The organism is Flavobacterium defluvii, assembly GCF_900129555.1.
Taxonomy (GTDB): Bacteria; Bacteroidota; Bacteroidia; order Flavobacteriales; family Flavobacteriaceae; genus Flavobacterium; species Flavobacterium defluvii.
In genome coordinates, this window is sequence record NZ_FQWC01000008.1 from 233,618 (window position 1) to 259,240 (window position 25,623).

The window sequence follows — 25,623 nt, forward strand, 5'->3', positions numbered from 1 at the left end:
GTGGGACTTTCTATTTATAAAAAATCTAAGAATTATTTTTTCTCAGTTTTTTCCATTTTAGCTTTAAGAGCAGCTAATACATCATTGTTGTCACCTAAAGTCGCAGCTGGTGCGTTTGTAGATGCAGATGCAGTAGTTTCAGCAGCAGCTTTCACGTTTTTCTCTTCTTCTTCACGGAAGATAGCAGTGTGAGAAGCAACTACTCTTTTGAATTCTTTGTTGAATTCAATTACTTTGAAATCAGCTGTATCACCTTTTTTCAATTTCTTTCCGTCTTCTTTTTCAAGGTGACGAGTAGGAATGAAAGCAACGATATCATCTCCGAATTCTACAGTAGCTCCTTTGTCAACGATTTCAGAAATTTCACCATTGTGGATAGTTCCTACAGCGAAAGAATCTTCGTATTGATCCCAAGGATTAGCAGTAGTTTGTTTGTGGCCTAAAGATAATTTACGTCCTTCAACATCTAATTCTAATACAACAACATCAAGTTTTTCACCAACGTTTACAAATTCAGATGGGTGTTTAATTTTCTTAGTCCAAGAAAGGTCAGAAATGTAGATTAATCCATCAATTCCTTCTTCTAATTCTACGAAAATACCAAAGTTTGTAAAGTTTCTAACGATACCTGTATGTTTAGAACCTACTGGGTATTTAGCTGTAATGTCAGTCCATGGATCTTGAGTTAATTGTTTGATACCTAACGACATCTTACGATCATCTCTGTCAAGAGTTAAGATAACTGCTTCAACAACATCTCCAACTTTCACGAAGTCCTGAGCAGAACGTAAGTGAGTTGACCATGACATTTCAGAAACGTGGATCAAACCTTCAACACCTTCAGCAACTTCGATAAATGCACCGTAATCAGCGATTACAACTACTTTACCTTTTACTTTATCACCAATTGTTAAGTTAGCATCTAAAGCATCCCATGGGTGAGCGTTTAATTGTTTTAATCCTAATTGAATTCTTGTTTTCTCATCATCGAAATCAAGGATTACAACGTTTAATTTTTGGTCTAATTCAAGAACTTCACTTGGGTGGTTGATTCTGCTCCAAGAAAGGTCAGTAATGTGAATTAATCCGTCTACACCACCTAAGTCAATGAACACACCATAAGAAGTAATGTTTTTAACAACACCTTCTAATACTTGTCCTTTTTGTAATTGACCGATGATTTCTTTTTTCTGTACTTCAATATCAGCCTCGATAAGCGCTTTATGAGATACAACTACGTTTTTGAATTCGTGGTTGATTTTTACCACTTTGAATTCCATCATTTTGTTTACATATACATCGTAGTCTCTAATTGGCTTAACGTCAATTTGAGATCCTGGTAAGAACGCCTCGATACCGAATACGTCAACAATCATACCTCCTTTAGTTCTACATTTAACAAAACCGTTAACGATTTCTCCAGTTTCATTAGCTGCAATAACTCTATCCCAAGATTTGATAGTACGTGCTTTTCTGTGAGATAATACTAATTGACCTGTTTTATCCTCACGGATGTCGATTAATACTTCTACTTTGTCACCTACTTTTAAATTTGGGTTGTAACGAAATTCGTTTAAAGAAATAACACCTTCAGATTTAGCATTGATATCAACGATAACGTCTCTATCTGTAATTCTAACTACAACTCCTTCAACTACTTCTTCTTGATCTGTAGCAATGAAAGTTTTTGATACTAGTTCTTCAAACTCTTGTAAGTTTTTTTCATCTACTGCATCGATTCCTTCTTGGAAGTTGTGCCAGTTAAAATTTGCTAAAAACTCTTCTTGTGATTTTGTTTGTTCAGACATGCTGATAAAAAAATTTGTATTCTGTTTTTCTCGAGTTTCTCTATGCGATAGAAAATACAGAAGTTGTTTTACATAAATGGTTGATACCTAAAGGAAACTCTTCTCTGCCAAAAGGTCTGCAAAATTACTACAAATATTTGGATTTACAAAATATTTCCAGATTGATTATCAGTTGATTATTAAGAAGCAGAAAAAATTATGGTTTTTAAGACGTTTAGTCCCGCTATCCGTTGCAATCTTTTGTACCGAACCCCGGTACAAAAGGATTTTCACTTCTATCGGGGCTAGATTAGAAAGTTTTGTTTTCATAAGAACCTTGAAAAGCGAAATCCAACAGGATTTAAAAACCCGTCGGGTTTACTATGTAGAAATTATTACAACAACTTCTTTTTTAGAATTAATCTGTTTTTTTTACAATTTCATTATAAGCAGCATAAGCATTCTTAAATAACTGAAAATACGGAAAAATAATATTATGATTATCTTTTTCTTTTTCCAATTCACTAGATTGATAAATTTTTTGCATATAACCAACAATTCCATATGAATGATTATACCACTCTGTCTTGTATTCAATCGTATAATCAAGAACAATATATTTGTAATTTTCCGAATCATTCGATGATACTAAAAGTTGTGTTTGTGAATATCCAGCAAGCATAGCTAAATTTCCAATTGTAGCTGAACTATAATTATTATACTTTTCTAAGTAAATCAATGGAAACTTGTCAATTGCTTTATCAATTGCTTTTATGAAATTAATTTTACTACCGAAAAACTGCTCCAAAACACCTAATATAAATAAAATTGGAGTAGATGAAGAATAAACACGTCCAATTCCTAATTTGACAGATTGCAATGAATATGACTGCAGTACAATCTCTTTTTGTATAAAGGATATTAAATTTCTAAGGCTTACCGAACCACTATCTATAAAAAAAGAAAATAAAAATTGTAATTCAGTGTGAATATAAGTTCCTTGAGAAGAAATTTGTGTAGCAAAATTGGTTTGATTACATCTTATTTTAGTTAAAATAATTTTCAAATTATTTTTAATAACCTCTTCTATTTTATAATAATAAATTTCTTTAGAATAAAATTTATCTATGTAACCTGAAAAATCAATTTCAGCACCATATTTATTATGGAAAATACCTCTTATATTTTCAATATCACATATTAAAATGACTTTGTCAAATCCAAATTTATTTACACCAACAAGTTCTTGAAAATCAAAATGAGCTGAGAAAACATTTAAAAGCCTGAATATATGTTCTGGATCAATTCTATCTAAATCATCAATAACTAAAACGATATCTTTTTTTACTTCATTTTGTTTCAAAGAATAAATCAATGTAGTTAGCAGCTCAGAAATATTATTTTCTTCTCTAATTGTTCCTTTCTGATCTTTAAAAAAATTTAAAAACTCTTTTAAGTCCTTTTCTTCATCAACATTTATACTTTCTGTATATTCTTTAATCTTTTTCCCTAGTTCTACAGCTGGCTCCAAAATAGAATTTACCTGATGATCCAATTTTGATAAATTCATTATCAGGTCACCAATTATGTTTTTATAATTTTCCAAAACATAAAATTGGCCAGCAAAAACTTTATCAAAATTAGTTTTTTGAAAATCTGGATTAAGAGCTAATAACTGAAAAGCAATATCAAATTTTATCAATTCAAAAATATCTTGATTGGCACTAACGGCATAATTAACTGGACTTAGCTTAATTGAAATATAATCTTCTCGACTTTCAAAAAACTTTTCTATAAAATATGTTTTTCCAATTCCGAAAATTCCTGAAAATAAAATCCTATTATTATCCTCTTTACTCAAATGTTCAGCAAAGCGTGTTATTTCAGAGTCAATTGACAAAGTAGCAAATCCCATCTAAATTTTATTTAATAATTATTTCATAAAAATAATAAACCCGATAACTTTTAAAAAGTTATCGGGTAGAATTATCTAAGTTTTATTTTTTTTAATGACTCAAATTCTCAATCTCCTTCGGATCATGTTTATGCTTAAACAACACAGCAAAGGCAACAGCAATTACCAAAGCATAAAGCGCAAACGACAACCATATAGTATGCCAGTCTTTCATTAATACCGGATTTGAAAAAGCTCCGTCTGCAGAAATTGAGTTTCCTTGACCTTTTACAAATTCAACCATTTTAGAATTCGTTGCATCTGTTTGTAAAAATCCTGCCAATTCAGTTGTATTTGCAAATGACTTTGTAAAAAAACGATCAATAGCCCAGCCAGAAGTCAAACTTCCTAAAACCGCTCCTACTCCATTTGTCATCATCATAAACAAACCTTGTGCAGAAGAACGAATTTTAGAATCAGTATTACTTTCTACGAATAATGAACCTGAAATATTAAAGAAATCAAACGCCATTCCGTATACAATACAAGAAAGAATAATCATCCATAAACCATTTACAGGGTCTCCAAAAGCAAATAATCCGAAACGTAAAACCCATGCCAGCATACTAATTAACATAACTTGTTTGATTCCGAAACGTCTTAAGAAAAATGGAATAGCCAAAATAAATAAAGTTTCAGAAACCTGAGAAATTGACATAATAATAGTCGAATACTTTATTACGAAAGAATCTGCATATTTTGGAAAATGTTTAAATTCATCCAAAAACACGTCACCGTAAGCATTTGTTAATTGTAGTGCTCCTCCCAAAAACATAGAAAAAACAAAAAACAAAGCCATTTTATAATTTCCAAATAGCTTAAAAGATTCTAAACCAAAAGTTTCAGTCCACGAAGCATTTTCTTTAATTAAACGCTGCGGCTCACATTTTGGAAGTGTAAAAGCATAAATTCCAAGAATTAAAGCACCTACACCAGCGATATAAAACTGATATTCAGTCGCTTTACTTCCGCTTAGATTTGTAATCCACATGGCAACAATAAAACCAATTGTTCCCCATACGCGAATTGGCGGAAAATCTTTTACGATATTTTTATTATTCAACTTTAACGAAGTATAAGAAATAGAGTTACTTAAAGCAATTGTCGGCATATAACAGCACATTGCCAAAAGCATAACAAGAATAAAATTATCTGGAGTTGTTACATGCGCAATTCCAAACAAAATGGCTGCATAAGCAATATGCAAAATTCCATATAATTTTTCAGCGTTAACCCATCTGTCGGCAATAATTCCGGTTAATGTAGGCATGAATAAAGAAGCAATTCCCATGGTCCCAAATACTAAACCAAATTGTGTTCCTTCCCAATTTTTGGTTCCAAACCAATAATTTCCAATTGTGATAAGCCAGGCTCCCCAAACAAAAAATTGAAGAAAGCTCATAAAGATTAACCTGTTTTTAATTCCCATATATGAAATTGTCTTTTTAGTAAAAATGAAGTCGTAAAACTACCATTAAAAATAATATCTACAAAAAATTAATCTATTTTAACAACATCATTTACTAATTCTAAAACTGCTGCAAACTGCTCCTCTTTATTTAAGTAAGAATTATCAATCTCAATCGCATCATCTGCAATTACCAGAGGAGAATCTTCGCGATGTGTATCTATATAATCTCTTTCGACAACATTTTTTAATACTTCTTCATAAGAAACATTATCTCCTTTTTGCTGTAATTCATCAAAACGTCTTTGTGCACGAGTTTCGGCACTGGCAGTCATAAATATTTTAAGCTCGGCATTAGGAAAAACAACTGTCCCAATGTCTCTGCCGTCCATAACAATTGCTTTATTTGTTCCCATTTCCTGCTGCTGTTCTACCAATTTGGCACGAACTTCAGATACTTCGGCAACTTTACTAACAAAACTGGATACTTCGATTGTTCTGATTTGTTTTTCAACATTCTCACCGTTTAAATACATTTCGGCAAAACCTAAATCTCCATTAAATCTAAATTCAAGCTGAATTTTTGGTAAAGCTTCGATTAAGGATTTCTTGTCAAAAAAATCAGTCCCGATTAACTTCTTCTGCATTGCAAAATAGGCTACAGCTCGATACATTGCCCCTGTATCGACATAAACATATTCAAGCTCTTTTGCCAGTTGTTTTGCCAAAGTGCTTTTTCCTGTTGATGAAAAACCGTCGATTGCAATTGTAATTTTTTTCAATTTTGTATGTTTTAAATATATTTTCTTTTTACTTTTTGTGACTATATAATAGCCAAAATTTACTGCAAATGTAACATCTTTATCTTACACAGAACTTGCATAAAAAACTTTAATTACAAAAGATCCTAATTACTGCAAATTTAAAATAAGTCCGAACAGACTTGTATTTGCAGCCAGTGTATACCTTGAATAAGAATAATTAAACTTTAACTTATTCATCTTTAAGCCAAATCCCAAGGAAACTCCCGAAAAATTACGCTGTTCTTCAACCCGTAATTCTTCTCCTCTTCTAAAATTATATCCCAAACGAATATTAAAAGCTCTTTTAGGAAAAAGCTCGACGCCTATTATTACATGCCGCAAAGCATTATTCACAAACGAAACTTTCTCCTGGCTGGTTGAGCCATCAATATTAGTTTCTCCACGAACAGGATTTGAAAAAGATATATTCCATTGCTGCAGATTCTCTAAAGTAAGATGCCAGCGAATAGGAACATGTTCGAGTTCTTGTGAGATTCCAGCAGTAATTTCAAAAGGAAGATTTTCTTTTATTCCTGAATATGTTTTAAATTGAGTACCTATATTTCTAAATACCAGCGCATAATTTAAATCATTTCTTTCGTCAATATACAACAAACCTACATCAACTGCACCGCCAATAGAGTTATAACTTTCGAGTGTTGATGTTATCAGCTTACCATTTACACCTATATGAAGATCTGTTAAAGGTACATTATATGAATAACCTAATGTGAGTGCGCCTTCACTTCCCGTAAAATCAGATGTTGCCTGACCATTTTCATCATATCCTTCAAATGATCCGTAGTTTATATAATTTACTCCGGCGTAGAAAGTCTGCAAATGACGATCATAAGTATAGGCGTACGAAGCAGTTCCATAGGAAGCTTCTCCATAATAATTCCCATAATTCAACGCTAGGTGATTATCCATATCCTCGTTTAAAACGGCTGGATTTGACATCGCCTGATTGACATCTTCATCATAAATTGTAATTACTTTTCCGCCCAATGCAGCCTGACGTGGAGATGCGGTAAGATTAAGAAATTGATAGGTGTAGCGCCCTCCAACCTGTCCGAATGAAACCGAACAAAGTAGTAACATTAAAAATAAAACATATTGTTTTAGCATTTGTTTTATGGCGATCCTATGTGGGAATAACGCAGTTACAAATATAAAATTATATACTGCCAAAAATAAAATTAAAATCTAAATAAATTCAGCAGGTTAGAAATTCCAATAAAAAAATTCCAAACTCCAAACTTTTATAAAGCTTGAAATTTGGAATTAAATACCTTAATGAAATTATTTTAATGTTTTTGCATTCTTTACGTTTTGGTCTGTCAATGCAATTGCTAATACTTCGCTCATTTCTTTTACATAATGAAAAGTAAGACCTTCTAAGTATTCGGCTTTAATTTCATCAATGTCACTTTTGTTTTCATGACAAAGAATAATTTCTTTAATACCTGCTCTTTTTGCAGCAAGAATTTTTTCTTTGATTCCGCCAACAGGTAAAACTTTTCCACGCAGAGTGATTTCTCCAGTCATTGCTAAGCTTTTCTTTACTTTCTTTTGAGTCAATAATGAAACTAAAGATGTAAGCATTGCGATTCCGGCACTTGGGCCGTCTTTTGGAGTTGCTCCTTCCGGAACGTGTAAGTGAATGTTATATTTTTGGAATAATTCAATTCCTAAACCTAGCTTTTTAGCATTTGCTTTAATATATTCTAAAGCAATTGTTGCCGATTCTTTCATTACATTTCCAAGGTTTCCGGTAATAGTAAGAGAACCTTTTCCTTCCGAAATTAATGATTCTATAAATAAAATATCTCCGCCAACACTTGTCCAGGCTAATCCTGTCACTACTCCGGCAACATCGTTATTTTCGTATTTATCGCGCTCAAGTCTCGGAACTCCTAATACTTTTACAATATCTTCGTCTGTAACTTTTTTATTGTACTCCTCTTCCATCGCAACGGCTTTTGCGGCATTACGAATTACCTGAGCGATTTTAGTTTCAAGATTACGAACTCCGGATTCTCTAGTATATCCTTCAACAATTTTTTCTAATTGTTTTTTACCAATAGTCAGATCTTTAGCCGTTAATCCGTGTGCTTCTAATTGTTTTGGAAAAAGGTGTCTTTTTGCAATTTCTACTTTTTCTTCAATTGTATAACCTGACATTTTGATTACTTCCATTCTGTCACGCAAAGCAGGCTGAATTGCCGCCATATTATTCGAAGTAGCAATAAACATTACTTTAGATAAATCATATCCCATTTCAAGGAAATTGTCATAAAAAGCATTGTTTTGTTCAGGATCTAAAACTTCTAATAATGCAGAAGACGGGTCACCGCTGTTTCCGTTTGAAAGTTTATCAATCTCATCTAAAATAAAAACCGGGTTTGAAGTTCCTGCTTTTTTCAAACTTTGAATAATTCTTCCCGGCATTGCCCCAATATAGGTTTTTCTATGCCCGCGAATTTCTGCTTCATCGCGTAAGCCGCCTAATGAAATACGTACATATTCACGTCCTAAAGCTTCGGCAACAGAACGTCCTATAGAAGTTTTACCAACTCCCGGAGGCCCTGTTAAACAGATTATTGGTGACTTCATGTCATTTCGCAATTTTAAAACTGCCAAATGTTCAATCATTCTTTTCTTTACTTCATCAAGACCAAAATGATCTTTATCTAAAACTTTCTGAGCATGTTTTAAATCAAATTTATCTGTAGAATATTCGCCCCAAGGCAATTCTAAAAACAATTCTAAATAATTACGCTGAATTCCAAAATCTGGCGATTGCGGATTCATTCTACGCATTTTAGATAATTCTTTTTCGAAATGTTTTTGCGTTTTTTCGTCCCATTTTTTGGTTTTCGCTTTCTGCCCCATTTCGTCCATTTCTTCTTCCTGCGAAACGCCTCCCAATTCTTCCTGAATGGTTTTCATTTGCTGATGAAGGAAATATTCTCTTTGCTGCTGATCTAAATCAAAACGAACTTTTGACTGAATGTCATTCTTCAATTCTAATTTTTGAAGTTCAACATTCATGTAACGTAACGTTTCTAAAGCACGTTCTTTTAAACCATTTATCGATAAAAGTCCTTGTTTTTCTTTTACAGATAAATTCATATTTGAAGAAACAAAATTGATTAGAAACGATTGGCTTTCAATGTTTTTAATTGCAAATGTAGCTTCAGATGGAATATTAGGGCTTTCTTTAATAATTTGGATTGCCAATTCTTTTACAGAATCTAAAATGGCGGTAAACTCGCTGTCATTCTCATCGGGACGTTCTTCTGAAACTTCCTTAATTGTGGCCGTCATATAAGGTTCTTCAGAAACAACTTCGTTTATTTCAAAACGTTTTTTTCCTTGCAAAATAACAGTTACATTTCCGTCAGGCATTTTTAAAACACGCAAAATACGTGCAACAGTTCCTATTTTATGAATATCGTCTTTTGACGGATCTTCGTCTTCTTCATTAATTTGAGAAACTACGCCAATGATTTTTCCGCCTGCATTAGCATCATTGATTAATTTTATTGATTTGTCTCTTCCTGCAGAAATTGGAATAACAACTCCGGGAAACAATACGGTATTTCTCAAAGGCAAAATTGGCAGAGAAACAGGAAGTTCCTCATTGTTCATTTCCTCTTCGTCTTCTGGAGTTAATAATGGAATTAATTCTGCTTCTGAATCAAATTCCTGAAGTGACAGATTGTCAATAGTGAGTATTTTATGATTTGACATAATAATATATAAGTCGTTTTGTCATTAAAAGTTTAATACTATTTGTAAAAACTGCCTTAAAAGCTATTCTTTATAAGAAGTGTTTTATTTACAAGATAGGGCATAAAAATAGACAATCATTATGCCAAATGCAAAATAGTCAGGTTTGAAATTTAGTTTTTTACCTCTGAATTCAATTATTTGTAAAAAAAATAAAATTAATTTTATAAAAACTGTAACAAACCAAAAAAAGCTAAGTCATTATAAAAAACTAGCAGCCATTACTTGAGTATAACTAATCAAAATATCGAAGAATTAATCGCGCTTTGTAAAAACAATAATCAAAAAGCTCAATTCGAAGTTTACAATCGTTATTGTAAAGCTATGTATAACGTGGCTTACAGGATTGTAAAAGACGAGCATTTTGCACAAGACGTCATGCAGGAAGGTTTTTTGAAAGCTTTTACAAAAATTAACGATTATAGACAGGAAGTTGCGTTTGGTGCGTGGCTTAAAAGAATCATTATTAATTATAGTATTGATTTTTACAAAAAAAATAATGCTTTCCAGATGGAAGACCTGAATAAATCGCTTTTTAAAATTGAAGAAAACGATTCAGTCTTATCTGATAGTATCGATTTGAATTCACTAAAAGTGAAACAGGTTTTGGATACAATTTCAGGTTTAAAAGACAATTACAGAATGGTTTTGACACTTTTTTACATTGAAGGTTACGATCAGGAAGAAATTTGTGAAATATTAAATATTAGCTATGCAAACTGCAGAACAACGCTGAGCAGAGCTAAAGAAAGTTTACGAAAAAAATTAGAGGACTTATGAAAAAGGAAAATGACGATTTAGGTCAATTATTTGACAAATTTGAAAATCAATGGGATATTCATGAAATGAATCCGGATCATCAAATTGATTTCTTAAACAAATTAAATAACAAACCGCAAAAGAAAAAAAATTATGCCGGCTGGGCCATAGCTGCGTCGATTGCTATACTCTTGAGTATATCTGTTTTTTATAATAATACCGAAAAACCGAAAGAACTCAAGTTTGCATCGAAAGAAACCAAACGCACCGACTCTATCTTTACTATTTTGATCGAAAATGAGCTAGTTAAACTAAAAGAAAAAAAATCTCCCGAAAATGAGCAGATCATTAATGATGCCTTAAAACAAATGAAAGTATTTGACGCCGATTATGAAAAAATCATTAAAGAGGTTCAGAAAAATGGAGAAAACAAACAGATCATCTATGCTATGATAAGCAATCTGCAAACGAGAATTTCTTTTTTGCAGACAGTTTTACAGCGAATTGAAGAAAACGAAAACTTAAAAAACACATCTAATGAAAAAACATTATAATTTATTAATCCTTTTGCTTTTGATTCCTTTTTTAGGATTTTCGAATGATGATACTTATATCACAAAGCAAAAAAGTATTCAAAAAACGTATATCGTAAATTCAAACGCAGGAATTGATATCGATAATAAATACGGCAACATCTCAGTATCTACATGGGATGAGGACAAAATTGATCTTGACATAACTATTAAAGTTAATGGTGCCAATGAAAACTGGGTAAATGAACGATTAAACAGCATTGATGTCGATATTACGGCACTCAAAAGTTTAGTTTCGGCAGTAACCAATATTGGAAATTCGGCCTTAAAAAGCAAAGGAAGCAATAATAGTTTTGAAATTAATTACGTCATCAAAATTCCTAAAAATGGCTCTGTAAAACTCGTTAACAAATATGGAAATATTTCGACACTGAATCTGGAAGGAACTGCCGATATAAATTGTAAGTACGGAAAAACTACACTAGGCAGATTAAACGGTTCAAACAATCGAATTGAAATTGCATACTGTCAAAATTCAAGTATAGATTACATAAAAAACGGAACAATTGACGCAAGGTATTCAGGCTTAAAAATTAATGATTCCGGAAATCTTAATTTGGGTGCTAATTATACAGATATCACTTTAAATGACGGTCAAAATATTAAATATGACTGCAATTACGGAACATTTAAATTTCAAAAAATTAATTCATTAACTGGATCTGGAAATTATCTGACAATTTCAATTGGCGAAATTTCAAGCAGTTTTACTTTTGATACTAATTATAGTAGAATCAATGTTGGAAATATTAACGAAAAAGCAGGAAATGTCAGCCTTAATTCAGGATATACAGATGTGACTTTAGGATTTGATGCCAACTATGCTTTTGATTTTGATATTTCAGGAAGATATACAGGCATAAAACATGATAACAGTTTAGATATAACAACCAGCGAAGTCAAAAGTAATACAAAAAGAATAAGCGGTTTTTACAAAAAGAAAGGCCAAAACAAAATCAATATTACTTCTAATTACGGAAATGTATCATTAATCAAAAAATAACAATCTAAAAATCAAAAACGATGAAAAAATCAATTCTACTTTTAATCTGTGCAGTATTTCTTTTAAGTTATACAACCGAAGCACAGCCATATGAAAAAATTAAAGGAAACGGAAAAGTTGTTACCGAAACAAGAACTACCGGAGATTATGACTCTATTAAAATTTCAGGCTTTTTTGATGTAAATCTTGTAGCAGGAAAAGAAGGTAAAATCACTATTAAGGGTGAAGAAAATTTATTGTCATACATTAAAGTTGAAGTTGAAGACAATACACTAAAAATTCATATCGAAAAATTCACAAACATTCGCCCTACGAAATCTGTTGAAATTGTAGTTCCTTTTGAGAAAATTTCTGAATTAAGCCTTTCAGGATCAGGAAATGTTGCTTCAAAAGATGTTATCAAAAATGATAAACTAGCAGTAAAACTTTCCGGATCTGGTGATTTTAATCTTCCTGTTGATGCAGATAATTTAGAACTAAATGTAAGCGGTTCAGGCAATATTAATTTAAAAGGTACTGCAGATAATTTTACCACAAAACTTTCAGGTTCCGGTGATATTGATGCTTCAAACCTAAAATCTAAAAATGTTATTGCAAATGTCTCTGGCTCAGGAAATACAAAAGTTAGTTCTAATGAAAGTTTAATAGCGAGAGTAGCTGGTTCCGGAAATATTAAATATACTGGAAATCCTGAAAAACGCGATGTAAAGGTTTCAGGTTCTGGAAATATTACTAAAGGTTAATTTATTAGTAAAAAAAAATCACGAATTTCAAAATCATCATCAATCAAATAATCCTGCAATTCGTGATATTGATATCAAAGAGGTTTCAATTAATTTGAAACCTCTTTTTTATGAACTCTTCTTAGTAAGAAAATGGATGTCACAAAGAATATCGCCAAAATCACAATCGCCGCACGCGGACTGCCTGTAATCTGATCGATAATTCCATAAACACACATTCCAATTACAATTCCTATTTTTTCGGCAACGTCATAAAAACTAAAGAATGACGCAGTATCTTCTGTTTCAGGCAATAATTTCGAATAAGTTGAACGTGACAAAGCTTGTATTCCTCCCATTACAAATCCCACAATTGTTGCCATTATATAAAAATGAATTGGCAATGTCATAAAATAAGCCATAGCACAAAATACCGCCCAAATACCATTAATAAAAATTAAAGTGGAAACATTTCCCCATTTTGCTGAAGCTCTTGAAGTAAGAAGAGCGCCAAAAACAGCTACTATCTGAATTAATAAAATACAAAATATTAAACCAATCGTACTTTCTTCTTTTGATGACCATTGAATTTCCTGTGCTCCAAAATAAGTAGCAACCAACATAACTGTTTGTACTGCCATGCTGGAAACAAAAAATCCTCCTAAATATCTTCTTAAAGGCACATTTTCATTCAATAAACCCCAAACCTTTTTTAATTCTTTGAAACCGTTAAAAACAACGTCTTTTGTTAATTTCTGACTCTTTTCTGAACTTCCTTTTGGCAAATAATAATAAGTATATTGACTGAATAAAATCCACCATACTCCTACCATCACAAAAGAATAACGCATCGCTTCCATTCTTGCAGTATCATTTTCAGCTCCCATTATCATCCATAAATTGATACCTAACAAAAGAACACTTCCAATATATCCCATTGAATATCCTTTTGCGCTTATTCTATCCTGCTGATCTTCAAAAGCAATGTCCGGAAGATAAGAATTATAAAAAACTAAACTTCCCCAATATCCTAATAATCCAAGAAAATAAAAAGCTAATCCAACGTAAATATTTTTGAGATCAAACCAATACAATCCCATACAAGACAATGCTCCCATGTAACAGAAAAATTTCATGAAGGATTTTTTATTCCCCACATAATCTGCAATTCCAGATAATAATGGTGAAATAAAAGAAACAACTAAAAATGCTGCAGCTGTAGTAAAACTAATTAAAGCCGAATTTTTTAAATGAAGACCAAAAACATCAATATAATGATTGTCTTTTGGGAAAAGCGCGTCATAAAAAATTGGAAATACTGCAGAGGCAATAGTAAGTGTATAAACTGAATTTGCCCAATCATAAAATGCCCAGGCATTTAATAATTTCTTGTCTCCTTTTTGTAGGTTTTTCATAGAAATGGTTTTGTTAATGCGCTACGAATTTATCTAATTTTTATTATAATCAAATATAAAATATCTAAATCATGTATTAATAAATTATAAAGAATCTGACGCAAAAAAAGCTATTCAAAAAGAATAGCTTTTCTAAATTTTAAAAAATTGTATTTTATTTTATTGTACCTACTTTAAGTGCAATTGCTTTAGCTTCTGGAATTAAAGCTTTTATGTTGGCAATTCTCGTTGCATCAGACGGGTGCGTACTCATAAATTCTGGTGTTGATGAACCTCCAGATTTAGCCGACATTCTGCTCCAAAAAGCAACAGCATCATCTGGGTTATATCCTGCAATGGCCATTAAAGTTAAACCAATTTTATCAGCTTCACTTTCATTACTTCTGCTAAATGGAAGCATTACTCCTACTTCAGAACCAATTCCGTAAGCTTGCGCAAAAATTTGTTGTGTTGCTTCAGATTTTCCGCTTGTTGCAGCTCCTAATGCAACACCTCCTATTTGCTGCAATTGTGCTGCAGACATTCTTTGTGCACCATGATTGGCTAATGCATGCGAAACCTCATGTCCCATTACGGTTGCCAAACCAGATTCATTTTGGGTTATCGGTAAAATTCCTGAATAAACAACAATTTTTCCTCCTGGCAAACACCATGCATTAACTTCTTTATTATCAACAAGTTTATATTCCCAGCGATAATCTTTTAAATACTGTGTCTGACCTAGATAATTTAAATATTTTTCGGCCGCAGCCTTAATTTTATATCCAACAGTTTCAACAAGTTTTGCATCTGATGTTCCGGTTATAACTTTATTTTCAGACAAAAACTGACTGTATTGTTGAAATGAAGATGGAAATAATTCACTATTTGAAACAAAATTTAAATTTTGTTTTCCTGTAATTGGGTTTGTTGCACATGCCGCTACAAGTGCTCCAAAAATTCCTAAAAACAAATATTTTTTCATAATTCACGCTATTTTTCATACAAAAATACAATTATTACGAATTAATACTTTATACAATACGCTAAAAAAATATCAGAATTTTTACTTATTCACCAATAATATGAAGCTCATTAAATTCTTTGTCAACAATAAGCAAATGGCTTGCTTCAAAACTAATTTGATCAAATTCGATTTTTTCATTGTCGATTTCGATTTCAGCAACTTTAAATGGAAGTCCAATTAAATTAATTTTGTATTTATTATAAGGCGTGTCGTATTTACCTTCTTTATGAAGTTGAATAATTAATTCTTTTTCTTTACCAATAGTCCTAAAAGATAAAAAGCTGTAACGTCCTTTTTTATAATCGTATCCATCTTGGGCATCTTCGTACACAACTGATTTTTCTTTTCCGTTTTTAAAATAAACATCAAGTGTTAACTCATCAAATTCAAGTTCGCCAACGTATTGCTGAACCGGATATTTCGGAATAATTGCTCCGGCTTTTACAAAAACCGGAATCTCATCAAATTTAGTATCAACCCAGATTTCTCTTCCTCCAATAAAAAGCTCATTTGTCCAATAGTTATACCACTCGCCACGTGGAATATACATACGTCTGCCTACAGCATTAGGTTCAAGAATTGGACATACTAAAATTTGATTTCCGAAGATGAATTCGTCGTTACGATAATGCGTTTGTGTATCATCCTGATCATAATAAACTAAAGGTTTTAACATCGGAACTCCTTCTTCAATGTACTGCCAAAACATGGTATACAAATAAGGAAGTAACTGATAGCGTAGGCTGACAAATTTTCTAGTAATATTAATAACTTCTTCGTCAAAAGCCCAGGGTTCCTGATTTCCGTGATCGCCGGAAGAATGCGTTCTGCAAAACGGATGAAAAACACCAAGCTGAATCCAGCGTGCATACAACTCGCCTGTTGGCTGTTCTGCAAACCCACCAATATCAGAACCTGTAAATCCCATTCCCGAAATTGACATCCTTTGAACCTGAATATTTGCTACCCATAAATGTTCCCACGTTGCTACATTATCTCCCGTCCACGAAGATGTATAACGCTGTGCGCCGGAATAAGCCGATCTTGTAATCACAAAAGGACGTTTTGGATAAGCAAAACGTTTTACGCCATGATAAGTTGCTCTTGCCATTTGTGTTCCGTAAATATTATGTGCTTTTCTATGGCTGCAAGGATTTCCGTCGTAAAAGTGGCGAACATCCATCGGGAAAGTTTTATTAGGAACTTCCATTACCGCAGGTTCGTTCATATCATTCCAAACTCCTTTTACACCAATTTCTGAAACTAATTCTTTAAATAAACCAGCCCACCATTCTCTAACAGCGGGATTTGTGTAATCCGGAAAATTACATTCACCCGGCCAGACTTTTCCTTTCATATAAGGTCCATCAGCTCTTTTACAGAAATAATCTTTTTCTAAAGCTTCTTTGTAAACCCAGTAATCTTTATCTATTTTAATTCCCGGATCGATGATTACAACAGTTTTAAATCCATCTTCTGCTAATTCAGCGACCATTCTTTTTGGGTCTGGAAAATAATTTTTATTCCATGTAAAACATCGAAATCCTTCCATATAATCTATATCCAGATAAATGGCGTCGCAAGGGATTTTAAGCTCCCTGAATTTTGATGTGATTTCTTTTACTTTGCTTTCAGGATAATAACTCCATTTACATTGATGATACCCTAAAACCCAAAGTGGTGGTAATTCTGGTTTTCCTGTTAAATCAGTATAAGTTGTCACAACATCCTGCATCTGTGGGCCGTAAATGAAATAATAATTCATTTCTCCACCTTCTGCCCAAAAGCTTGTAACGTTTCTTCTTTCTTGACAAAAATCAAAGAAAGTCCTAAAAGTATTGTCGAAGAAAATACCGTATGATTGTTTGTTATGTAAACCAATATAAAACGGAACTACTTTATATAAAGGGTCCTGATCTTTTTGATAAGCATATTGATCTGTAGCAAAATTTTCAACTCTTTTACCTTTAAGGTTCATTTGAGTAGCTTTATCTCCCAGACCGTAATAACATTCTCCGTCTTTAGAAAATTTACTCATTTTTACGATATTTCCGCCATACTCGTAGCTTTCTTCCCAATGAAAACCCAGTTCATCTTCAAGAATTAAAAAATCATTTAAATCATAAATAGAAAGACGTAAATCTGCTTTTTGAATTTTACATTTTACTTTGCTGGTTCTTATTTCAAAATAAGTTTCTTCTTCTGTAAGTTCCAGAAAATTATAACCGTGAAGCTGTGTTTTATCTATGGCATACGAAAAATCATTGCTGAAATAACCTTTTGTAGTAAATCGAAATCGAATTAAGCTGTCCCTGAGAATAGTGACTTTTAAGATTACTTTGTTATCTGTATTGAAAAAAATCGAATCGCCTTCATGTTCATAAGAAACGATTTTTGATGGATATAAATCTCCTTTGTATTCTAATGATGTATTTGTAATCATATCGCCAATGAATTAATTATAACAATAATCTCTATTTCAAACATACGAAAAAAGTTAGTAAAGGGCTATGAATAAAAGGTTTATTCACGAAAACGTTTTTTCTGATTGAGAATCAAATTAGAGATCAAAAAATCGAAAAATCGATAATTTAAGAACGATAAAATGACAAAAAAGTACTGTTGAAAATATTTGTCAGATTTTATTTAAATGAAAGAATATACAGTTACACTCAAAGGAGGCAAAATTAATTCAACAGAAAATTCTCTTCCATCATAAGTAATAGATTCTATTTTTAATGATTTTTGATTTCCAACGCCGCTTCCTCCATAGATTGAGGCATCGGTGTTAAAAATTTCTTGCAATTGGCCATTTTTAGAAATTCCAATCCTATAATTTTCTCTCACAACCTGAGTAAAATTACAAACCACAATTACATTTTCATCTGGGTTATTTCCTTTTCGGATAAATGATAAAACAGCATTTTGATGATCTGAATAATTTATCCATTCAAAACCATCCCCTATAAATTGTTTTTCATACAAAGCCGGATGTGATTTATATAATTGATTTAAATCTGTGATTAATCTCTTTATCCCCGAATGAAAATCATATTGCAGCAAATGCCAGTCTAAACTTTGTTCGAAATTCCATTCGCCAGTTTGGCCAAATTCAGCTCCCTGAAACAATAATTTTGTTCCGGGATGCGTAAACATATAACCGTATAATAATCTCAAATTGGCAAAACGTTGCCATTCGTCACCCGGCATTTTATAAATTAGGGACTGTTTTCCGTAAACAACTTCATCGTGAGAAAACGGAAGCATAAAGTTTTCGGTAAAGGCATAGGTCATCGAAAATGTCAAATCGTTTTGATGGTATTTTCTATAAACTGTTTCTTTTTGAAAATATTTTAAAGTATCATGCATCCAGCCCATCATCCATTTCATACCAAATCCTAAACCTCCCGTAAATGTTGGTCTGGAAACCATTGGAAAAGAAGTACTTTCTTCTGCAATAGTCTGAACTCCATTAAATTTAGCATATATAACTTCATTAAATTCTTTAAGAAAACTAATTGAGTCAAGATTTTCTCTTCCGCCATATATATTAGCTTCCCATTCACCATCTTTTCTTGAATAATCCAGATATAACATTGAAGCAACGGCATCGACACGTAATCCATCCACATGATAATTTTGAAGCCAGAAAACAGCATTGCTGATTAAAAAGGCACGAACCTCATTTCTTCCATAATTAAAAACCAAACTTTTCCAATCGGGATGATACCCTTTTCTTCGATCGGGATGTTCATATAAATGCGAGCCGTCAAAAAAACCTAATCCATGAGAATCATCCGGAAAATGAGATGGAACCCAATCTAAAATTACTCCAATTCCTTCCTGGTGCAATCGATCGACTAATACCATAAAATCCTGTGGTTTACCAAAACGAGAAGTTGGTGCAAAATATCCTGTTAACTGATAACCCCATGAAGGATCGTAAGGATATTCCATAATTGGCATAAATTCAACATGTGTGAAACCAGTTTCTTTTACATATTTTACTAAATCATCTGCGAGTTCTAAATAACTTAAAAACCGGTTGTGATCTGCACGTTTCCATGAACCTAAATGTACTTCGTAAACTGAATATGGCTTGTCTAAAGCATTATGCTGCTGACGATTCTGCATCCAGTTTTCATCTTTCCAATTATAATCTAAATCCCAAACCACAGAAGCCGTGTGCGGCGGTTTTTCACAATAAAGAGCAAACGGATCGGCTTTTTCTGTAATTACGCCATTTATGTTTGATTGAATTTTATATTTGTAAAGCGTACCTTTTGAAATTTCCGGAATAAATCCTTCCCAAATTCCCGACGAATCCCAGCGAACATTTAAGTTATGCTCTCCCTGAGTCCAATAATTAAAATCTCCTACAACCGAAACCGACTGCGCTGTTGGGGCCCAAACTGCAAAATAAACGCCTTTTACTCCATTTACTTCAATTAAATGTGCTCCTAATTTTTCATATAATTTGAAGTGTTTTCCGGCTTTGAATAAATCTATATCAAAATCGGTAAAAAGAGAATGGGCGATAACTTTTGTCATATTGGGGTTTTAAGGAAAAAATTGATATTGATATTGATATTGATATTGATATTGATATTGATATTGATATTGATATTGATATTGATATTGATAAATTATTCAATTCTAAAATTATCTGAAAGCGTAACTCCTTTTTTAATTACAACTATTCCGTCTTTTATACTATATAATTCATTCGTAAAATTGTCCAGATGTTTTCCTCCACTAATGTGAACATTATTTCCAATACGCACATTTTTATCGATTAAAGCATTTTTTATAAAACAATTTTCACCAATACCAACATGAGTTTTATTAATACTGCTGTCATGGTTCATTTCATCAAGATCCTGATAAAAATCATTTCCCATAACATAGCAATTTTCAAGAACAGTTCCTTCGCCAATTCTTGAACGAATACCAATTACAGAACTTTTTATTTCTTTTGCATTAATAATACAGCCTTCAGAAATTAAAGATTGATTGATAATTGAATTTCTAAATTTGGATGGCGGTAATAATCTTGGTCTTGTGAAAATTTTATTTTCATTATCGAATAAATTAAACTCCGGAATATCTGCGGTCAAACCAATATTAGCTTCAAAAAAAGATTCAATATTTCCAATATCAGTCCAATATCCTTCATATTGATAACTTAATATTTTATGTTTTCCAACAGCCTGCGGAATAATTTCTTTACCAAAATCTTTCGTTTCCTGATTGGCCATTAATTCTTCAAGCAAAGATTTATTGAAAATATAAATTCCCATAGAGGCAAGATATTTTTTTCCTTTTTCCTGCATATGTTCACTTACTTCAGATTCCCATTCTGGCAGCAAAGATGCATGTGGTTTTTCAATAAAAGCATGAATATTGTTTTCATGATCAGTTTTCAGAATCCCAAATTCTGGCGCATCTTTAGCATTAACAGGCAGAGTTGCAATAGAAATTTCAGCATCAGCAGCAATATGAGCTTCCAGCATTTCGTTAAAATCCATTTGATACAATTGATCTCCAGAAAGAATTAAGGCATGATCGAAATCGTGTTTTAAGAAATGTGACATACACTGTCTTACAGCATCTGCCGTTCCCTGAAACCAGGTTGGGTTATCTGGAGTTTGTTCTGCTGCCAAAATATCGACAAAAGACTGGCTGAAAATACTAAAATTAAAAGTGTTTTTTATATGTGCATTTAATGATGCCGAATTAAATTGTGTCAAAACAAATATTTTAAAAATATCCGAATTGATACAATTTGAAATAGGAATATCTACCAAGCGATATTTACCTCCAATCGGAACAGCAGGTTTTGATCTTGTTTCTGTTAATGGGAACAAGCGAGATCCTTGTCCGCCCCCTAAAATAATGGCAACTACATTTTTCTTTTTAAATTTCATTTTGCTGAATTATTAAGTTGTATATTTCTATGTATTCTTGGCACACACTTTCCCAGGAATGATCTGCTGACATTCCTTTTTTTAAAACTTTATTAAAATTTAATTTGTCCTCATACAACCTAACAGCACGATTTATCGAATAACATATATCTGCCACAGAAGCCTGATCATGGCAAATTCCGTTTCCATCGTCTCCAAAATCAATAACCGTATCTCGTAATCCTCCCGTTCTCCTGACAATTGGAATTGTTCCATATCTCATAGCATACATTTGATTCAAACCGCATGGTTCAACTCTCGAAGGCATCAAAATATAATCTGAACCTGCGTAAATCAAATGTGCTAAATCTTCATTATAACCTATAAAAACATTATAATTTCCTTTATAATCATTGCGAAGCTGAATCAAATGCGATTCTATTTCTGAATTTCCCGACCCTAAAATTAAAATATTAATATCTTCAAAATGTTCTGATAATGCTAATGCCGAAGCCTGCGGAAGTAAATCTCCTCCCTTTTCTTCAAACAAACGACCGATAAAACTAAACAATGGTTTTGCAGGATCGAGATCAAACTGTTCACACAATTTTTCTTTATTTTTTTGTTTTCCAATTTCGAAATTTTCTATTGAATAATTTGCAGCAATCATCGGATCTTTTAAAGGATTCCAAATTTCAATATCGATTCCATTTAAAATCCCTTTCGATTTATTACGAACAGTATTAAACAAAGATTCTAAACCATTTGCATTATAATTAATCTCATCCAAATAACTAGGAGAAACTGTTGTTACAGCGTTTGCACATTTTACGCCAACCGCAAGCGAATTAATAGAATTATTCCACTCTAAAAATCCCACATGTTTCAAATCAAATTCTGGCAGATAATACAGCTTATCAAAACCAAACCATCCCTGATATAAACCATTATGAATCGTTATAGCAGTTTTTACATCTTTTAAATTTTCATATTTATAAGCAAATTTCAATAAAAACGGAATTAAACCAGTATGATGATCATGACAGTTTATAATATCAGGTACCTTATTTCGAGCAATAATCCAGTCTAATGCAGCAATTTGAAATGATAGAAATCGTTCTATATCATCTTCATAACCATAAATATTAGGACGATTAAACAATTCATTGATTTCAATAAGATATAATTCATATCCTAATTTATCCGTACATTCTTTTAAAACACTGAACGGAAAATTGAAATTTCCTAATTTAACCGTTCCCCAGTGTACACATTCAAAATCATTTTCTTTTCTAAATTTTGTATCATAAGCCGGAACAACTACACGAACCTCATTTCCGGCATTTTTTTGATATTTGGGTAAAGCACCAACCACATCGGCCAAACCACCAACTTTTGCCATTGGATAACATTCTGCACTAATATGAAATATTTCCATTCAGAATTAATTTGTGATTATTTTTAAGAAACAATTAATATGCTACTTTTATGTTTTCTAAATTTAGCAAAAAAATAAGCAAGGTTAAGCTTCTAAATAAGTTTTATTGAAATGGCAAAAAAGGCAATTAATCCTACTAAATCATTAAAAATTCCACAGATAATTATACTATCTGCCAAATTTTGCGCATTTGTGTCAACAAAATTGGCTACAAAATTTGCAGCGAGAATATTTACAACACCTATAAAACATAAAGTTCCCAAACGTGAGTTTGAAATGGATCGCAAAAGCATTAAAAAAAATGTTTATGTTTCTGCTATCGACAAAAACATCGTGACTTATCATTATGGAGAAAGTCAGCGTAAAGTATTGTTAGTTCATGGATGGTCAGGAAGAGGAACTCAATTGTTTAAAATTGCCGATGAGCTTTTACAAAATGGTTATTCTACTGTAAGCTTTGATGCACCTGCACATGGAAAATCACAAGGGAAAACCACGATTATGTCTGAGTTCATAGCTTCTATTTTAGAAATTGAAAAACAGTTTGGACCTTTTGAATTTGCAATTGGTCACTCGCTGGGCGGAATGTCTGTTTTAAATGCTATAAAAGATGGTTTACAAGTAAATAAAGCTATAATAATTGGTAGTGGAGATATCGTTCAGGATATTTTAGACGAGTTCATTTTTAAATTAAAACTAAAAAATAAATTTAGTGAAAGGCTTAAGATATTTTTTGAAGATAAATATCAATTGAAAATGGATGATTTTTCAGCATATAAAGCTGCGCAGAAAGTTAAAATTCCTGTATTAGTAATCCATGATAATGATGATCCGGAAGTTTCCGTAAAAGCAGGAATTCACATCCAAGAAAATCTGGAAAATGGATCCTTATTTTTAACCGATGGATTAGGTCATAGAAAAATCCTTGGAAATCAAAATGTTATTAAAAAAATTCTGGAATTCATTAAAATCAGCTAATTTTATATATAACAAATTCAATATCGTTTTAAAAAAGTAAAAGATGAATTTATTTGGAGAAACAGAAAATTGGGAAACTAAACTAAAACCCATTTTAAAAGAATATAAAGGCAGAAAACATCCTTTACATTATCAAAATATATATCAGCTTTTGGTTATGGTGATTTTGTCTGCACAAGATTCAGATGCAAATATCAATAATATTGCTCCCGCTTTATTTGAAAAATTTCCAACACTTATGAACTTGTCAAAAACAGATTTTGAAACTTTAATTCCGTATATAAGTAAGGTAAGAAATCATGCAACAAAAGCAAACTGGCTTTTAGAAATTGCGAAGACAATCAAAAATGATAAAGATATACCTCTTACAATGACTGAATTAACAGCCTTAAAAGGAATTGGCAGAAAATCAGCAAATGTTATTTTAAGAGAAGCCAACAAACCTGCAGAAGGCATAATTGCCGATTTACATGTAATTCGTGTAGCTCCTAGAATTGGAATAATCACGGAATCTAAAGATGGAAATAAAGTTGAAAAAGAATTAATGCAGGCTTTACCAAAAAATATCTGGTCAGAAATAGGAATGGCGATTTCATTTTTAGGTCGTGAAATCTGCAGGCCCAAACCAAAATGTGAAGAATGTCTTTTAACCGATATCTGCCTGTATTACAATACTGTAGTTCTAAAAAATTAGATTATTTCCTGCGTGTATCAATAAGATATATAATTTTCCAGGAATCTTTTTCTTTAAATAATGTAAAAGTATTTACACCTGTATGACTTAATTTATCGTTTAAATAAAACTCATAAGGAGCCCAAAAATGAGCCATCGACCCATCTATTTGAATATTATAACTCAGTATTTTCTCCTGAAATTTGATATTTGGAGAAATAGTCGCAATAGATTTATAAAATTCTTTTGCTGTTTCATCTGATAATTTATTTCCCTTTGAATAACTCTCACTTATAGACTGCAAAATCATTTTATCGGCACAAACTGTCTTAATTTTTATAGTATCCTTTTGATGAAAACCTTCAAAAAAAATTTCAATACTTTTTTGAACTTCCTGCTTCTGAGCATTAGAACATAATCCTAAAAAAGAAAAAAATAGAATAAAATAAACTCTCATATACCAAATAAAATTAAACGCCAAACTGTGATAAGTGATGATCTAAATGTTTGGCAAACATGTTATTCCATTCTTTGGAATTCAATTTACCTAAAGAAAGAGATTCCTTTCCCTGAAATTCATTTTCTCCCAATTCCTGTGTTTTTAGAATATAGGATATTAATCTATTTTTTTCCTTTTCAAAATTGCGATTTCCGGCAATAATAAATTGAGGAGCAGTATTAATATTTCTTGAGTATGGAGTTTCATTTACTATAGCTTTTTTAGCTAATAGCTTCAAAATTAATCTTATAAAAATATTCGGCTTAGAGTGGATATTATCATAAACCATTTCATAAGTCACATTGCAATGCGCCAGCATCTTATCAACAGACATTTTACCCCAAAGAGGTTGTGAGTCTGCCTTAAGATTATTAATTCGATTTATAAATTGATCACAATCTTGTTTTAGGAAAATATTTTGCATAGATTAAAATCTCATATAATACTTCCTGTAAAAATATAAAATTTATCTTAATAAATACTTTCAAAATAATTCAAATTGAAGCTAATTTAAAAAATGAGATAAAAAAAAACTTCAATTAGCAAAAAGCTAATTGAAGTTTTTAGTACTCAGAGCGGGACTTGAACCCGCACGAACATTGCTGTTCACTGGATTTTAAGTCCAGCGTGTCTACCAATTTCACCATCCGAGCATTATGTGGTACCTCCAGGGATCGAACCAGGGACACATGGATTTTCAGTCCATTGCTCTACCATCTGAGCTAAGGTACCTTTATTACTTAAATAATTAAGTAAAAGTTTGAATAAAAAACCCCGTTTCTTGGAAACAGGGTTTTTAAAAGAAAGGCGACGACATACTCTCCCACAATACTGCAGTACCATCTGCGCAGGCGGGCTTAACTTCTCTGTTCGGGATGGGAAGA

Annotated in this window: 20 protein-coding genes, 2 tRNA genes and 1 rRNA gene; 6 read left to right on the forward strand and 17 right to left on the reverse strand. The window is 32.1% G+C overall.

All coding sequences use genetic code 11. The annotated features are described in order from the left end of the window. Nucleotides 1-32 precede the first annotated feature (32 nt). The 6 genes from rpsA to lon form a co-directional block, all read right to left on the reverse strand. A complete protein-coding gene (gene rpsA / locus BUC29_RS17335; protein ID WP_073417435.1) occupies nt 33-1,808 on the reverse strand; it encodes a 30S ribosomal protein S1 in 1,776 nt (591 codons plus the stop codon). Nucleotides 1,809-2,205: 397 nt separating this feature from the next. After that, complete coding sequence (locus BUC29_RS17340) at nt 2,206-3,702, reverse strand: P-loop NTPase fold protein (protein ID WP_073417436.1); 1,497 nt, start codon at nt 3,700-3,702, stop codon at nt 2,206-2,208. Nucleotides 3,703-3,793: 91 nt separating this feature from the next. Further along, nucleotides 3,794-5,170, reverse strand: coding sequence for a nucleoside permease (locus BUC29_RS17345; protein WP_073417437.1), 1,377 nt, complete (start codon nt 5,168-5,170; stop codon nt 3,794-3,796). 68 nt (nt 5,171-5,238) lie between these two features. After that, a complete protein-coding gene (gene cmk, locus BUC29_RS17350; RefSeq protein WP_073417438.1) occupies nt 5,239-5,931 on the reverse strand; it encodes a (d)CMP kinase in 693 nt (230 codons plus the stop codon). A 129-nt stretch (nt 5,932-6,060) separates the two neighbouring features. Beyond that, nucleotides 6,061-7,080: a type IX secretion system protein PorQ gene (porQ, locus tag BUC29_RS17355; protein ID WP_073417439.1), complete on the reverse strand. Its 1,020-nt coding sequence runs from the start codon at nt 7,078-7,080 to the stop codon at nt 6,061-6,063. A 174-nt stretch (nt 7,081-7,254) separates the two neighbouring features. Beyond that, entirely contained in the window at nt 7,255-9,708 is a 2,454-nt protein-coding gene (gene lon / locus BUC29_RS17360; protein ID WP_073417440.1) for an endopeptidase La, read from the reverse strand. Between the two features lie 264 nt (nt 9,709-9,972). Here lon and BUC29_RS17365 point away from each other — a divergent pair, with 264 nt between their 5' ends. The 4 genes from BUC29_RS17365 to BUC29_RS17380 are packed head-to-tail and all read left to right on the forward strand — an operon-like array spanning nt 9,973 to nt 12,845. Then, on the forward strand, nt 9,973-10,527 hold the full coding sequence (locus tag BUC29_RS17365) for an RNA polymerase sigma factor (RefSeq protein ID WP_073417441.1): 555 nt from the start codon (nt 9,973-9,975) through the stop codon (nt 10,525-10,527). Then, on the forward strand, nt 10,524-11,060 hold the full coding sequence (locus BUC29_RS17370) for an anti-sigma factor (RefSeq protein WP_073417442.1): 537 nt from the start codon (nt 10,524-10,526) through the stop codon (nt 11,058-11,060). The genes BUC29_RS17365 and BUC29_RS17370 overlap by 4 nt, the downstream gene beginning before the upstream one ends. After that, a complete protein-coding gene (locus BUC29_RS17375) occupies nt 11,044-12,102 on the forward strand; it encodes a hypothetical protein (RefSeq protein ID WP_073417443.1) in 1,059 nt (352 codons plus the stop codon). The genes BUC29_RS17370 and BUC29_RS17375 overlap by 17 nt, the downstream gene beginning before the upstream one ends. A gap of 20 nt (nt 12,103-12,122) precedes the next feature. Beyond that, nucleotides 12,123-12,845, forward strand: a complete 723-nt coding sequence (locus BUC29_RS17380) for a head GIN domain-containing protein (protein WP_073417444.1) — start codon at nt 12,123-12,125, stop codon at nt 12,843-12,845. Between the two features lie 89 nt (nt 12,846-12,934). Here the strand turns inward: BUC29_RS17380 and BUC29_RS17385 are convergent, their stop codons facing one another. From BUC29_RS17385 to BUC29_RS17410, 6 genes are all read right to left on the reverse strand, one after another. Further along, nucleotides 12,935-14,239: an MFS transporter gene (locus tag BUC29_RS17385; RefSeq protein ID WP_073417445.1), complete on the reverse strand. Its 1,305-nt coding sequence runs from the start codon at nt 14,237-14,239 to the stop codon at nt 12,935-12,937. Nucleotides 14,240-14,393: 154 nt separating this feature from the next. Next, a complete protein-coding gene (locus tag BUC29_RS17390; RefSeq protein WP_073417446.1) occupies nt 14,394-15,203 on the reverse strand; it encodes a M48 family metallopeptidase in 810 nt (269 codons plus the stop codon). 85 nt (nt 15,204-15,288) lie between these two features. After that, nucleotides 15,289-17,688, reverse strand: a complete 2,400-nt coding sequence (locus BUC29_RS17395; protein WP_073417447.1) for a glycoside hydrolase family 31 protein — start codon at nt 17,686-17,688, stop codon at nt 15,289-15,291. Nucleotides 17,689-17,891: 203 nt separating this feature from the next. Then, nucleotides 17,892-19,796 carry a 1,4-alpha-glucan branching protein GlgB gene (gene glgB / locus BUC29_RS17400; RefSeq protein WP_073417448.1) on the reverse strand — a complete coding sequence of 635 codons (1,905 nt, stop codon included), beginning with the start codon at nt 19,794-19,796 and terminating at the stop codon, nt 17,892-17,894. 95 nt (nt 19,797-19,891) lie between these two features. Beyond that, complete coding sequence (locus BUC29_RS17405; RefSeq protein ID WP_073417449.1) at nt 19,892-21,172, reverse strand: glucose-1-phosphate adenylyltransferase; 1,281 nt, start codon at nt 21,170-21,172, stop codon at nt 19,892-19,894. Next, nucleotides 21,162-22,589, reverse strand: a complete 1,428-nt coding sequence (locus tag BUC29_RS17410) for a glycogen synthase (RefSeq protein WP_073417450.1) — start codon at nt 22,587-22,589, stop codon at nt 21,162-21,164. The genes BUC29_RS17405 and BUC29_RS17410 overlap by 11 nt, the downstream gene beginning before the upstream one ends. A 111-nt stretch (nt 22,590-22,700) precedes the next feature. Between BUC29_RS17410 and BUC29_RS17415 the strand changes: the two genes are divergently transcribed. Next, entirely contained in the window at nt 22,701-23,567 is an 867-nt protein-coding gene (locus BUC29_RS17415) for an alpha/beta hydrolase (protein ID WP_073417451.1), read from the forward strand. Between the two features lie 43 nt (nt 23,568-23,610). Then, nucleotides 23,611-24,261 carry an endonuclease III domain-containing protein gene (locus BUC29_RS17420; RefSeq protein ID WP_073417452.1) on the forward strand — a complete coding sequence of 217 codons (651 nt, stop codon included), beginning with the start codon at nt 23,611-23,613 and terminating at the stop codon, nt 24,259-24,261. A 1-nt stretch (nt 24,262) separates the two neighbouring features. Here the strand turns inward: BUC29_RS17420 and BUC29_RS17425 are convergent, their stop codons facing one another. From BUC29_RS17425 to rrf, 5 genes are all read right to left on the reverse strand, one after another. Then, nucleotides 24,263-24,697, reverse strand: coding sequence for a 3-methyl-2-oxobutanoate hydroxymethyltransferase (locus BUC29_RS17425; RefSeq protein ID WP_073417465.1), 435 nt, complete (start codon nt 24,695-24,697; stop codon nt 24,263-24,265). A gap of 13 nt (nt 24,698-24,710) precedes the next feature. Further along, entirely contained in the window at nt 24,711-25,163 is a 453-nt protein-coding gene (locus BUC29_RS17430; RefSeq protein WP_073417453.1) for a DUF1569 domain-containing protein, read from the reverse strand. Between the two features lie 143 nt (nt 25,164-25,306). Further along, nucleotides 25,307-25,392, reverse strand: a tRNA-Leu gene (locus BUC29_RS17435). A 6-nt stretch (nt 25,393-25,398) separates the two neighbouring features. Beyond that, a tRNA-Phe gene (locus tag BUC29_RS17440) sits at nt 25,399-25,471 on the reverse strand. Nucleotides 25,472-25,541: 70 nt separating this feature from the next. Next, a 5S ribosomal RNA gene (rrf, locus tag BUC29_RS17445) occupies nt 25,542-25,623 on the reverse strand; the annotation flags it as partial.